The organism is Stenotrophomonas sp. NRRL B-14846, assembly GCF_050473585.1.
Taxonomy (GTDB): Bacteria; Pseudomonadota; Gammaproteobacteria; order Xanthomonadales; family Xanthomonadaceae; genus Stenotrophomonas.
In genome coordinates this window covers 1-12,556 of the sequence record NZ_JBFLUN010000012.1, presented here as the reverse complement: position 1 = coordinate 12,556, position 12,556 = coordinate 1, and the positions used below count along the sequence as shown (strand labels likewise).

8 protein-coding genes and 4 pseudogenes are annotated in these 12,556 nt (G+C 66.5%); 8 read left to right on the top strand and 4 right to left on the bottom strand.

The genetic code is table 11. From position 1 onward, the window contains the following. The 4 genes and pseudogenes from AB1281_RS01180 to AB1281_RS01165 form a co-directional block, all read left to right on the top strand. Window positions 1-937: PLP-dependent aminotransferase family protein (locus AB1281_RS01180; RefSeq protein WP_430344871.1), on the top strand; the 937-nt coding region annotated here is incomplete at its 5' end. Window positions 938-1,010: 73 nt separating this feature from the next. Further along, window positions 1,011-1,271 carry a hypothetical protein gene (locus tag AB1281_RS01175; protein WP_005411478.1) on the top strand — a complete coding sequence of 87 codons (261 nt, stop codon included), beginning with the start codon at window positions 1,011-1,013 and terminating at the stop codon, window positions 1,269-1,271. Continuing rightward, the gene (locus tag AB1281_RS01170; protein WP_154264704.1) at window positions 1,271-1,870 is read left to right on the top strand and encodes a DUF6436 domain-containing protein; all 600 of its coding nucleotides are present in this window, start codon (window positions 1,271-1,273) and stop codon (window positions 1,868-1,870) included. Before AB1281_RS01175 ends, AB1281_RS01170 begins: the two co-directional genes overlap by 1 nt. Before the next feature lie 9 nt (window positions 1,871-1,879). Next, window positions 1,880-3,395: pseudogene (locus tag AB1281_RS01165) on the top strand (PLP-dependent aminotransferase family protein). 279 nt (window positions 3,396-3,674) lie between these two features. On the opposite strand, the gene AB1281_RS01160 reads toward AB1281_RS01165, so the two are convergent. From AB1281_RS01160 to AB1281_RS01150, 3 genes and pseudogenes are all read right to left on the bottom strand, one after another. Further along, window positions 3,675-4,976, bottom strand: coding sequence for an aminotransferase class V-fold PLP-dependent enzyme (locus AB1281_RS01160; RefSeq protein WP_430344870.1), 1,302 nt, complete (start codon window positions 4,974-4,976; stop codon window positions 3,675-3,677). Then, window positions 4,976-7,379, bottom strand: a pseudogene (locus AB1281_RS01155) (TonB-dependent receptor plug domain-containing protein). Before AB1281_RS01155 ends, AB1281_RS01160 begins: the two are co-directional and overlap by 1 nt. 226 nt (window positions 7,380-7,605) lie before the next feature. Further along, window positions 7,606-8,211 carry a hypothetical protein gene (locus tag AB1281_RS01150; RefSeq protein ID WP_430344869.1) on the bottom strand — a complete coding sequence of 202 codons (606 nt, stop codon included), beginning with the start codon at window positions 8,209-8,211 and terminating at the stop codon, window positions 7,606-7,608. On the opposite strand from AB1281_RS01150, the gene AB1281_RS01145 reads away from it, so the two are divergent. From AB1281_RS01145 to AB1281_RS01130, 4 genes and pseudogenes are all read left to right on the top strand, one after another. Continuing rightward, window positions 8,180-9,007 (top strand): AraC family transcriptional regulator, encoded by an 828-nt coding sequence (locus AB1281_RS01145; RefSeq protein WP_430344868.1) that lies wholly within the window; start codon window positions 8,180-8,182, stop codon window positions 9,005-9,007. The two genes, AB1281_RS01150 and AB1281_RS01145, sit on opposite strands and share 32 nt — an antisense overlap. A gap of 13 nt (window positions 9,008-9,020) precedes the next feature. Continuing rightward, window positions 9,021-10,100 (top strand): alpha/beta hydrolase family protein, encoded by a 1,080-nt coding sequence (locus tag AB1281_RS01140; RefSeq protein ID WP_430344867.1) that lies wholly within the window; start codon window positions 9,021-9,023, stop codon window positions 10,098-10,100. 54 nt (window positions 10,101-10,154) lie between these two features. Further along, window positions 10,155-10,831 (top strand): annotated as a pseudogene (locus tag AB1281_RS01135) (VOC family protein). 130 nt (window positions 10,832-10,961) lie between these two features. After that, window positions 10,962-12,002: a PD-(D/E)XK nuclease family protein gene (locus tag AB1281_RS01130; protein ID WP_430344866.1), complete on the top strand. Its 1,041-nt coding sequence runs from the start codon at window positions 10,962-10,964 to the stop codon at window positions 12,000-12,002. Between the two features lie 321 nt (window positions 12,003-12,323). Here the strand turns inward: AB1281_RS01130 and AB1281_RS01125 are convergent. After that, window positions 12,324-12,556 (bottom strand): annotated as a pseudogene (locus tag AB1281_RS01125) (M3 family metallopeptidase); the annotation flags it as partial.

Genomic DNA, 12,556 nt, shown 5'->3' with positions numbered 1-12,556 from the left:
GCTGGGCACGGTCGGCGCCGACCAGGTGGTGATCTGCCCCGGCGCGCAGACCGCGCTGTGCGCGCTGATCCTGGCCCGCACCCAGCCGGGCGAGCTGATCGCCGCCGAGCAGCTGACCTACCCGGGCCTGCTGGCCGCCGCGCGCGTGCTGCAGCGGGGCGTGGTGCCGGTGGCGATGGACGCCGAAGGCATGCTGCCTGAAGCGCTGGAAGAGGCCTGCCAGCTGCGTCGCCCGCGCCTGCTGTACCTGGTGCCGACCATCCAGAACCCGACCACGGCGACGATGTCGGCACAGCGCCGGCAGGCGCTGCTGGCGGTCGCGAAGTGCCACGATCTGACCGTGATCGAAGACGATCCCTACTGGTTGCTGGCCGGGGACGCCGCACCGCCGCTGGCCGCACACCGCGATGCGGGCTGCCCGGTCTATTACATCTCCACCCTGTCCAAGTGCCTGGCGCCGGGCCTGCGCACCGCCTACCTGGTGGTGCCGGCCGGCGAGCCGATGGAACCCGTGCTGGACGCGCTGCGCGCGATCGCGCTGATGCCGACCCAGTCGATGGTGGCGGTGGCCTCGCAGTGGATCCGCAGCGGCCAGGCCCAGGACATGGTGCAGCGCTTCCAGCAGGAACTGCGCGAGCGCCAGGCCATTGCCGCCCGTTACCTGCCGGCCCGTGCCCAGGCGCATCCGGCCGGCCTGCATGTGTGGCTGCCGCTGCCGCCGCGGCTCGACCAGTACCGGTTGATCCAGGCCGCGCAGGAGCAGGGTCTGGGCATTGCCAGCTCCGATGCCTTCAGCGTGGAAGAACCGCCACCGGGCAATGCGATTCGCCTGTCGTTGGGCGGCGCAGTCGACCAGGGCGCGCTGGCCGGGGCGCTGGCCAAGCTGAACGAGATCCTGTCGGAGGCCCCCGAGGCACGCCACAACGCCATCGTCTGAACGGGGCGCATGGCGCTTTATCCATACAAAATGATATTTTGTATGCAATGTATGGATAAAGGGACGTGCCCCGATGCGCGCCGAGAAACTGAAGTTCCACCTGGTGATGGCCGGCTGTGGCGGCTTTGTGGTGCTGATGCTGGCGGCGCTGGCCTGGGTCTGCCTGCAGCCGCAGACCGTGGATGTGCAGGCCGCCGAGCGCCACGCCATCGAACAGTGCGTGCAGCGCAGCGAGGATCCGTCCCGCAGTGAGATCCAGCGCCGCGCGCAGGCCGATTCCTGCCGCGAGATGCGCAAGCAGTACGTGCACAAGTTCGGCCGGGAAGATTCCTGATGGGCGCAGCCGCGCCGCGTCGCCGCTGGCTGCTGCCGACGATGATCGCCCTCGCCTGCCTGTTCATGGCCGGCGTCGCGGCTGCGCTGTGGCAGTACTTCGGCTACAGCGCGCAGTCCACCTTCACCGAACAGGCCATCGTCTTCGACGACTCGCAGCTGCGCCTGCCGGCCGATCTGGCCGGTGACACTGGCCGCATCCGCGTGGTGCATTTCTGGGACCCGGCCTGCGGCGTGTGCAACCGCGAAACCGGTGCGCACCTGAGCTACCTGATCAGCATGTACCGCCGCGCCGGCATCGACTTCTATGCCATCCGCCGCCCCGGCACCCAGGGCGAGCTGCCCGAGCCGCTGCGCAACAAGGTAATCAACCTGCCGACCATCGATGGCATCGAACACATCCCGGCCAGCCCCGCCGTAGCCATCTGGGATCGCCAGGGCCACCTCGCCTACGCCGGCCCGTACAGCATCGGCATGGTCTGCAACTCGGCCAACAGCTTCGTCGAACCACTGCTGGACAAACTGGTGCGCGGCGAAACCGTGCGCCCGAAAGGACTGCTTGCCGTGGGCTGTTACTGCCCCTGGCAGGCCAAGCGCTGAGGACGCGCAATGACATCACTGACGCAGGCCGGTGCGGCCGCTGCAAACAACAACGGCGGTCACCTGTCCGAACCGACCGATGGTTATGGACAGGCTCCCGCCGTTGGAAGCAACGATACGCCCCGACATGCTCCCTACATGCCGCGACCGGATGTCGCAGCCCGCGAATGGGTGCAGGACGTGCTCGCGCACAACGGGCCGATCTACCTGCGCATCGTCAATTCGCTGGAGCGCACGGTGCGCCGCGGTGGTCTTGCGCCGGGCCAGCGCCTGCCCTCGCAGCGCGCATTGGCGCAGCAGCTCGGCGTCGACCTGACCACGGTGACGCGGGCATTTGATGAAGCACGCAAGCGTGGCCTGATCGAGGGCGCGCGGTCCGCAGGGCAGTTTCATCGCACCGCCCAAGGCTGGCTTCGACCAGGTGGTGGACCTGAGCATGAACGTGCCGCCGGTGCCCGATGCCGATGCGCTGGCCGAGACCCTGCGCCGCGGTGCTGCCGCCGTGCTTGCGCGCAGCAACGCGCCGAACCTGATGACGTATCACCTGGGCGGCGGCAACCCCACCGACCGCCACGCGGCAGCACGCTGGCTGCAACCGATGCTGGGCGCGGTGGACGATGCCAGCCTGCTGCTGACCGAAGGCGCGCAGGTGGCGTTGGCCGCCATCCTGGTCAGTCAGGGCCGCGATGGCGACGCGATCCTGTGCGACACGCTGGTCTACCCGGGGCTGCTGCAGGCCGCGGGGGCACTTGGCCGGCGGCTGGTGCCGGTGGAAGGCGATGAGCACGGCATGTGCCCCGAGGCACTGGTGCGGCAGGCACGCGGGAGTGGCGCGCGGTTGGTCTATCTCAATCCCACCTGCCAGAACCCGACCGCGCTGACGCTGTCGTTGCAGCGCCGCGAAGCGCTGGCGCGTGTGCTGGAATGCGAAGGCCTGCTGGCGATCGAAGACGATCCGTACTGGCACCTCGCCGAAGAGACGCCGATACCGCTGGCAACGCTGGCACCGCGTCATGTGTTCCACGTGGCGACGCTGTCGAAGGTGATCAGCCCCGGCCTGCGCACCGCCTTCGTGCGCTGCCCAAGCGCCGCGCATGCCGAGGCGATGGCGTCGGCCCTGCGCGCCACCCGGTTGATGGGGCATCCGCTGGTGGCGGCGCTGGCAAGCCAACTGCTGCTGGATGGTTCGGCACAGTCACTGCTGGCGCAGGTGCGCACCGAGGCACGCGAGCGCATGCGCATGGCGCGGTATCTGCTGGCACCGTCGTTGCTGCAGCGCGCCGAGGGCCTGCATGCCTGGTGCCGGGTGCCGGCGCCGTGGACCGATGCCACGCTGGTGCGTACCGCACAGCTGCAGGGGCTGGCGATCGCTCCTTCATCGGCGTTCTGCCCGCCGGGGGTGCAGCATCAGAACGGCGTGCGGTTGTCGTTGGGGCTGGCGGCGGACCGCCGGCAGCTGGAAAGTGCGTTGCGGCGGATTGATCGGTTGTTGTTGTCGGATGCGTTGCCGGCGATCGAGCGGTAGGTGGGGAACATCCACGCCATGCGTGGATGGAATGTGCCGACCAACGGTCGGCACCCACCCGGTCGGTAGTGCCGGCCGCTGGCCGGCGGAAGATTCCCCGGCACGGTTGGAGTGTGCCAACCAAGGTTGGCATCCACCAGATCGGAGGTAGGGCGTGGACGGGATGTGCCGACCAACGGTCGGCACCCACCCGATCGGTAGTGCCGGCCGCTGGCCGGCGGAAGATTCACCGGCACGGACGGATTGTGCCAACCAAGGTTGGCACCCACCAGAGCAGAGTCAGGCCAGGGCGGAGAGCGCCTGCACGAGGGCATCCATCTGCTCCGGCCGGGTGAACACCGACGGTGTCACCCGCACGCAGGCGCCGGAGTCCAAGCCGTCACGGTGGGTAGTAAACACGCGATGCTCATCCAGCAGGCGCTTCTGCAGCGCGATGTTGTCGGCCACGCTGGTGCGCCCGCGAAGGCGGAAGCTGGCCAGCGCACTCGCCAGCGCCGGGTCCGGCGACGACAGCACTTCGATATGTGCCATCTGCCGCGCCGGCACGGTCCAGCGCTCACGCAGGAAGCGCAGGCGCGCCTGCTTGTTGGCCACGCCGATGCGCTGATGCAGGGCAATGGCGTCCGGGAGTGCCAGGTAGGCGGCGAAGTTGACCGTACCGGTATGCACGCGGCTGCCCACCCGGCCATCGTCGGTCTCGCCCATGTAGGGGTCCAGGTCGGTCACGCGCCCCTTGCGCACGTACATCGCGCCGACACCGACCGGCGCACCGATCCACTTGTGCAGATTGATCCCGACGAAATCGGCCTTCAGCTGCGGCACCGCGTAGTCGATCTGGCCAAACCCATGGGCCGCATCAACGATCACATCGATGCCGCGCGCACGCGCACGCTCGGCGATCTCCGCCACCGGCAGCACCAGCCCATGGCGATGGCTGACCTGGGTCAGCAGCACCAGTTTCAGGCGCGGCAACCGCGCGAACGCGGCCTCGTAGGCCTGCAGGATCTGCGCGTGGTCGGGCACGGCCGGCAGCGCGATGCGCTCGACCTGCACGCCGCGACGCTGCTGCAGCCAGCGCATCGCGCCGATCATGCTGTCGTAGTCGATGTCGGCGTAGAGCACCTGGTCGCCGGGCTGCAGGCGGTTGTAGCCACCGATCAGCGCCAGCATCGCCTCGGTGGCGCCACGGGTCAGTGCGATCTCGTCGGCGCCCACGCCCAGCAACTCGGCCACCTGCCGCTGCACCGCCATGTACTGCACCGGAAACTCGCGACGGCCATACCACGCGTTGCCACGGTTCACCTCGGCGGTGTGGCGCTGGTAGCTGGCCAGCGTTTCGCGGCCCATCGCCCCCCAGTAGCCGTTCTCCAGATGGTTCACTTCGTCGGTGATGTCGAAGTGGCTGGCGACGGCGGTCCAGTAGCCTTCATCGCGGGCCAGCACGTCCGGCGCTACGGTCGTTGCGGGAATCTGCATGGGCGCAGCGTAACGCGTGGCGGCCATGGCGGGCAGTGAAGACAGCGCGGCCGTAGCCGGCAGCAGTGCACCGGCACGCAGCAGGGAGCGGCGGTTGCGGTCCATCAGAAGCTCAGCCGGTACTGCGCGTACAGGTTGGCACCGTCGGTGTCGTACGGCGCGTTGCGCGAGTAGACCAGGCCGCGGCTGGCCTGGAAGGTCGCTTCGTCCGGATAGCGGTCGAACACGTTGTCCGCGCCCACGCGCAGGCTGTGGTGTTCGTTGATGCGATAGCCGACGGCCAGGTCGAGGAAGCTCATCGCACCGAAACGCTGGTAGATATCGCCCACTGCATTGCCGCTGGAATCGGTCCAGGCGCCGTAGTAGCGCATGCGCGCCATCAGCGACCAGGCACCGATGTCCCAGCTACCGGTGAGGCTGCCCTTGTGCTCGGGCAGGCGGTCTTCGAACAGCACGCGCTGGGTTTCGTTGGTGGCCACCGAGGTGCTGCCGTTGTCCACCCGCGTACGGTTGTAGTTGTAGGCCAGGGTCAGCGTCATGCGGCCGGCGCCCAGATCGCGCAGGTAGTTGCCGACCACGTCCACGCCGGCGGTGGTGGTATCGAAATCGTTGGTGAAGTAGTTCACCGAGGTATAGCCCAGCGGATTCGGCGTGCCTGCCGGAATGGCAAAGCTGGCCGACTGGCTGAAGCGGTCGGTGAGCTTGATCTGGTAGACATCCACCGAGCCGGACAGGCCGAGGTCAGTGCGCCAGGTCAGGCCCAGCGACGCGGTACGCGATTCTTCCGGCTTCAGTGGCCTGGCACCGAGCATCTGCGCCAGCGGGTCGTTCGGCGACAGGCGGCCACTGGTGAAGATCTGCAGGGTGCGCGTATCCAAGCCCTGGGTGGTGCTGGTGGTGTTGAGCTGCGCCGGGGTCGGTGCACGGAAGCCGGTAGACACGGTGCCGCGCAGGGCCACGTCCGGGGTGATCGCAAATCGCGCCGAGAGCTTGCCGTCCAGCGTGCTGCCGAAGCTGGAGAAGTCCTCGTAGCGGCTGGCCGCACCGATGCTCCAGCGCTCGCCCAGCGGCACTTCCATATCCACATAGGCCGCCTTGCTGCGCTGGCTCCACTGCCCGGCCTGGCTGGCCGAGAAGCCCGGTGCGCCATTGGAGTTGGCCTCCAGGCCCGCGGCCGCGCCCGGGCCTACCGCGTACGAGGCCGGATCACCGGCGCGCACCTGGTAGGTCTCCTGGCGGAACTCGCCACCGAAGGCGACGTTGATCGGCTTGGCCAGCGCGGCCACGTCCCACTCGTAGTTGAAGTCGGCGTTGGCGTTCTTCTCGGTCTGGGTCAGGCGGCCGAGATCGAACGCGGTCGGACTGGCCGGACCGAGCGAGGCGTTGATCGAGCTCTTCAGGCTGTAGTCGATGGCGTTGCGGCCATACGACGCGCTGACATCCCAGCGCAGCTTCGGAGTGATCTCGCCACGCAGGCCACCGACCAGTTGCAGGTCGTTCTGGACGTTGCCGTACTGCGGGCTGAAGCCCACCGGATAGATCGAACGCAGGTTCCAGCCGGGGAAGATCGCCGTGGTGCGGTAGGCACCGGTGGTAGTGTCCGGGTTGCGCCAGTTGAAATCGCTGACGCCATCGCTGTGGCTGTACAGGCCGAACGCATACAGCTCCAGCGTGTCGCTGGCATTGGCCTTTACGTTGAAGCCGACGCGGCGGCTTTCCAGTTCCGGCTGGCCCCAGCGCTGTACCGGGTTGGGCACGTCCAGATCCGGATGCGCGGCCTGGAAGGCGATCGCATCCGGGCGCTGGCGGTGTGCGCGAGGTGGCGTCGGAATTGGACGATTCGGCGAACAGCACCAGGCTGCCGTAGTCACCCAGCGACCAGCCGGTACGTGCGCTGAAATCACGCGACGCGCCATCGCCCTGTGCGTACTGCGAATAGCCGGCGGTGATCTCGGTACCGGGGCCATCCTCGAGAATGATGTTGATGACACCGGCGATGGCATCCGAGCCGTACTGCGCCGACGCACCATCGCGCAGCACTTCGATGCGCTTGATCGCACTGGTTGGAATCTGTGCCAGATCGGCCGCCTGCGCGCCACGGTTGCCGAGCAGCGCGCTGCGATGGAAGCGACGACCGTTGACCAGCACCAGGGTCTGGTCCGGCGACAGGCCACGCAGCGTGGCCGGGCGCACGAACACCTGGCCGTCCGCCATCGGCAGGCGCTGCACCACGAACGACGGCACCAGCTGCGCCAGCACGTCCTTCAGGTCGGTGGATTCCACCGACCTGATGTCCTCCTTGGTGAACACGTCTACTGGCGCCAGCGTTTCGAACTGGGTGCGGTTGGAGGCGCGGGTGCCGGTGACCAGCATCGCATCAAGCTGGGTGGGCGCCGCACGGCTGCCCGCCGTGGCATCGACCGCATCGGCCTCCGCTGCAGTCGCGCCTCCTGCGCTGGCCAAGGAAAGGGCAAGGAGGATGGAACGCGAAAGCTTCGAACGATGCACGGCAGGGCTCCGGGAGGACGCGACAGGGCCAGTACCTGTTCGGAAACAACAGGGCTGGACAAGGCGCGCAGTCTCGGCGCGATCTGTGAAGGAGCCATGACGTCAGTGCGACAGCTTGATGCGCCAACCATGGTTGAGCGCTGCCAGGGCCCATCCGTAGATCCACGCCGTGCGTGGATGGGCGGTGCCGACGGACACCCGGCCCTTCATGGCCGCGCACACGGCGTCAGCCGTTGCTGTCGTCGTCGAACCCGAAGCGGGCCGGCCGTGCCGTTCGCAGCGGAACAAACATCGCGAGGGCGAACACCACCAGGAAGGGAGCGGACAGGAAACCAAAGTCTTTGCTGCCAAAACCGATGAAGCTGGCACGCAGGTCACCGATCCATTCCAACCGCGTCAGCACCATCACCAGCCCACCGATGGTCGGGCCAGGAAGCCCACCGTGACCGCCCATCAGCAACGTGGGTGACAGCAACCCGGCCAGGAACGCGAAGCCGGCGCGATAAAGCCAGGGATTGCCCTTCCAGCGCGGCGCGCGGTACGCCATCAGCACCAGCAAGGCCAGCGTCAGCACCGCCGGCAGCACCAGGTAGACAAGTACCAATTCCATCATGGGCCTGGCTCCGCTGGTCGGGCATCCCACGTCGTCGATCGCATCTCCCTGCCCTCCCTCGCATCCATGAAGCGCACATTGTTGCCGGTACGCCGGCAGACGCAAGGCCCCGGCAGCGCAAGAACTGCTAAACGCCCTGCCTGAGGATCCGCTACTGTGCCCGGCATCGGAATCGGGGAACGGCAGGATGAGCGCGGCAGGCAAGGCGTTGTGGTACATCGAAACCCATGCGGACCAGCCATTGGCGCTGGCCGATATCGCCGCCGCAGCGGGGCTCTCGCCGTTCCATCTGTCACGCCTGTTCCAGGCCCGCACCGGTACCTCGGTGGTGCGCTACTTGCGGGGACGGCGCCTGACCGCTGCCGCGCAGCGGTTGGCCAACGGGGCCGGCGACATCCTGCAGGTCGCGCTGGGGGCCGGCTATACCACCCATGCCGCATTCACCCGCGCCTTCAGCGAACAGTTCGGGCAGACGCCGGAGCGCGTACGCGAACAGGGCACCGATGGACTGGTACTAGTGCAGGCGATCCGCGTGGAGGATGCGCCGGCTGCCTGCACTGAAGCACCGCGACTGCTCGATACCCCCGCCTTCCAGGTCGCGGGTATCGGCATGCGGCATACCCGCGACAGTGGCGGCGCGATTCCCGGCCAGTGGGCGCAGCTCAACCGCGAATGGCCGACGCCGGCACCGATCAGTTTCGGCGTGTGCTGCAACAGCGATGACGACGGTGGCTTCGACTACGTCGCTGCGCTGCCCGCCAGCGCGCTGTCCACCGTGCCCGCGCATTGGCAGCGGATCGACGTGCCGGCGCGCCGCTATCTTGTGGCCTGGCACGGCGGGCATATCTCGACCATCCGCTCGACCTGGTTCTGGCTGCTGGACCACTACCTTCCTGGCTCCGGGCTGATTCTGGCCGATGCACCGGACCTGGAGCGCTACGACACGCGCTTCGACGAGCACACCGGCAACGGCGGCGTGGAGATCTGGCTGCCGGTGGACGAACGCCCACGCTGACAAGGAGTTGAGGATGCGCATGACAGCCGCTGTGCTGGGAATGATGCTGATGGCCTCCGCGTGGGCCGCCAGCGCTGGCGAGCCTTGGAAAGCAGGCGAACGCCACGGCACCACCACGGTGGCCAGCGCCGCGACGCGCGACGCGCAACACCGCGACGCCCTTCGCTACACGGTCTGGTATCCGGCGCCCGCTGGCAGCAGGGAAACCGCCCTGACCATCGGTCCCCCCGATGCACCGCTGTTCGACGTCGGCCGCGTGGCACTGGATGCGCCGGTTGCGGGTGCACGCCTGCCAACCCTGTTGCTCTCCCACGGCAACGGCGGCAGCGCGCGCATGATGGGTTGGCTGGGTACGGCGTTGGCACGCGCCGGGTACCTGGTGATCGCGGTCGATCATCCCGGCAACAACGGCGTGGACGAGATGACCCTGCCTGGCAGCATGCTGAGCTGGCTGCGTGCGGATGATCTGCGCGCCGCGCTGGCGACGGTGCAGGCCGATCCGCTGCTCGGTCCACACGTCGATCGCGAACGGCTGGGTGTGGCCGGGTTCTCCGCCGGTGGCTACACCGCACTGCTCGCCGCCGGTGCACGCCCCGACCTGCAGCGGCTTCTGGCCTTCTGCCAAGCGCATCCGGATGACGGCGTCTGCCGGCCCCAGCAGGAAGCCGTCACGCACACGATGGAGGCCCGTATTGCCGCTGCAAGCTCGCCGGAACTGTCGCCATGGATCTCCCACGCCAATGAATCGCGCGCGATCCCCGGCGTGCGCGCGGTATTCCTGCTGGCGCCAGCAATCGTGCAGGCATTCACGCCGGAACAGCTGTCCTCGCTGAGGCAGCCGGTGTCGATCGTACTGGGCGAGGCTGACACGGTTGCGCCACCGCAGAGCAATGGCGAGGCTGCTCAGGCACTGATTCCGGGCGCTGCGCTGCAGCGTCTGCCGGATGTGGGCCACTACGACTTCCTGGCGACCTGTACGGCGGCCGGCGCGCAGAGGCTTCCCGAGCTGTGCACCGCGTCAGTTCCCAGGACGAACACCCACCAGCAGGCAGTGGATGTCGCGGTGCGATTCTTCGCCGACGCACTGCGATAGTGGCCGCCGGGCTGGCCCCGGCGCTACAGTGGGCGCGTCCATGGAGGTTCGGTCATGCGCCTGCTTCGCCTCACCCTGCCGGTGTCCGACGTCGCCACCGTCGCGACGTATTTCCACGATGTGCTGCAGCAGCGCGTGGTCGGCAACCATGTGCACATCGGCTGGAGCACGATCGAACTGCAGCCGACGGGTGATCATCCGGTCGGCGGCGTGCACCTGGCCTTCAACGTACCGGACAACCGCTTCAGCGAGGCGATGACCTGGTTGCGTGAGCGCACGCCGCTGCAACGCAATCCGGCGGGACTGGACTACTTCGCGCTGGAGAGCAGCTGGCAGTCGCAGTCGGTGTACTTCACCGGCCCGGACGGGCTGATCCTGGAACTGATCGGCCGCCGCCGCTTGCCGGCCAGCGCGGCGCGAAGGCGTGTTCCATGGCAGTGAGCTGACCTGCCTGAGCGAAGTCGGCCTGCCCAGCCACGATGTCGACGCCGTACGCGAACGGTCCAACCAACATTTCGGCCTGCAACCGATCAGCCCGGCTTCGCCGCAGTTCGCGCCGATGGGCGACGACGAAGGCCCTGCTGATCGTAGTCGCCGCCGATCGCCGCTGGTTCCCCGAGCAGAAGGACCTGCCCAATGCGCAGGGGCTGTTGCTGCAGGTGGGTGACGTGGTTGGCCCGGGCGTTGTGGAAGAGGTTGCATTGGGTTGGCGGGTGCAGGCAAGCGCTTGAGCTGTTCAGACTGAGCCACATCAGTCGGGTCCAACAAGGCCACCTCCTTGCTGCCACCCTACAGAATCCCGCTGGGGAGCCGCTATCAACCATGATCTACCCGAGCCGACAACAAGGATGACTCGCAGCAATGCCCAGGAAGGACCGTGCGCTCGAACTCAAGATCGAGAATCTGCTGGTGGACCCCAAGCTCACGGAGCTCTGTGAGGTGCTGCGTACTGGCGATGACATTCTCGATCTGATTGACCTTCCCGAGAACGGCCACTCACGCATTCTCGCGTGGATGTTTGATCCCCGCGAAGGCCATGGACAAGGCGACCAGATCCTCAGGGATCTGTTGCTCGCCTCCTGGCAGATGGCACAGGTAGAGCATTGCGGCTTGCGAAAGAACGGAAAGACCGCGGCATTCTTCGGCAGATGGTCCCCATCGAATCTTCGCACGACCAGCTTTGGCTCTGCATTCACGCTCCGCGAGGTGATCGTCAATTCAAAGGACAGGATTGACCTGGCGGTGTTTGTTCCTGACCAGAATTTTGTAGTCCTGATCGAGAACAAGGCAGGAAGCTCGCATACGGGGAATCAGCTGGAGCGGTACTACAATGGCTGGACCGAGGTCACGAAGAAGAATCCGAAGCTACGGAGATTCGATCCTGTATTCCTTGCGCTTGATCGAAATTTCGATCCTGATGAAAGCCAGATTCACCCTATGAGCCACCAATGGCTGCACCTGGGATACGAATGGCTGCGCAATTCTGCAGATCGCGCGGATGTTGGATCTGGAGCGCGGGAACGCCGCCGCCCGCCTCGTTGTCAATTACTGCAACCGCCAGACCGACCTTTGGAAGAGTGCCACTGTTCGCAGAGCGGAGGCGCTCGCGGGGGATCTCAACAACCAGCATGGCGAAGCGCTCCACCGCCTCCTTGGTTCCAAGGGGAACATGCACAGCCGTTGGATGACGGAACGAAGAGACACGTTGGCCCTGCGATTCATGCTGCAGAATCGCGACGCTGTAGCGATGCTCAGGCAGATGCGCGGAACCGCACTTCTGCAGCAGCGAATCCTCGACAGGAACATCGCGACGCTGCAGTCCAAGCACTTCTACTCCTCGCGACAGAAGCTACTGGTATCCATACCCGGCTGGGAGAAGTACACGCACAGTGTCACCGATGAAACGGGGAGCTACGACTACGAGGCTGTCTATCTGAGAATACGTGCGGTCGATGATGAGAAGCTGAAGTATCGGATCAGCTTGATGTGGGAAGGCCGTCATGCACCTTCGCCATCGCTGGCCCTGGAGGCAAGAAAGCGCCTTCAGCGATTCCACAAGAAATTCGGAACCTACAGGACTGCGAACTATCGCACGTTCTCCTGGAGGACAATCTCAGTATCGAAAAAACCGCCGAGAAAGTGGAATCACTTCTCAATGAACTCGGCCCGATTGGCTCCGCAGAAGTCGCTACTTGAGTCCCGCTTCAGGCTGCAGTATCAGTCTCAATGCCTTGCCTCAACCTGCGCATGCAGCGCCTGCAGCTGCGCGACCGTCTGGTTGAACACCTGCAGATCGGCATCGACCAATGCCGGCCAGTCGGGCACGTGCCCCAGCAACTGCGCCACCTGCTCGGTCGGCGCGCGGTCGAAGCCTTCGCCCAGCACGGCAAGATAGCGCTCACGGAACCCTTCCGGGTCGCGCTGGTCCTGCACATAGAGCTGCACTGCCAGCAGCC

What these genes read in the sequence shown, in the direction of transcription:
- AB1281_RS01145 (WP_430344868.1), top strand. Translation starts at nt 8,180, where the DNA reads ATGAGCGCGGCAGGCAAGGCGTTGTGGTACATCGAAACCCATGCGGAC.
- AB1281_RS01175 (WP_005411478.1), top strand. Translation starts at nt 1,011, where the DNA reads ATGCGCGCCGAGAAACTGAAGTTCCACCTGGTGATGGCCGGCTGTGGC.
- AB1281_RS01170 (WP_154264704.1), top strand. Translation starts at nt 1,271, where the DNA reads ATGGGCGCAGCCGCGCCGCGTCGCCGCTGGCTGCTGCCGACGATGATC.
- AB1281_RS01130 (WP_430344866.1), top strand. Translation starts at nt 10,962, where the DNA reads ATGCCCAGGAAGGACCGTGCGCTCGAACTCAAGATCGAGAATCTGCTG.
- AB1281_RS01160 (WP_430344870.1), bottom strand. Translation starts at nt 4,976, where the DNA reads ATGGACCGCAACCGCCGCTCCCTGCTGCGTGCCGGTGCACTGCTGCCG.
- AB1281_RS01150 (WP_430344869.1), bottom strand. Translation starts at nt 8,211, where the DNA reads ATGTACCACAACGCCTTGCCTGCCGCGCTCATCCTGCCGTTCCCCGAT.
- AB1281_RS01140 (WP_430344867.1), top strand. Translation starts at nt 9,021, where the DNA reads ATGCGCATGACAGCCGCTGTGCTGGGAATGATGCTGATGGCCTCCGCG.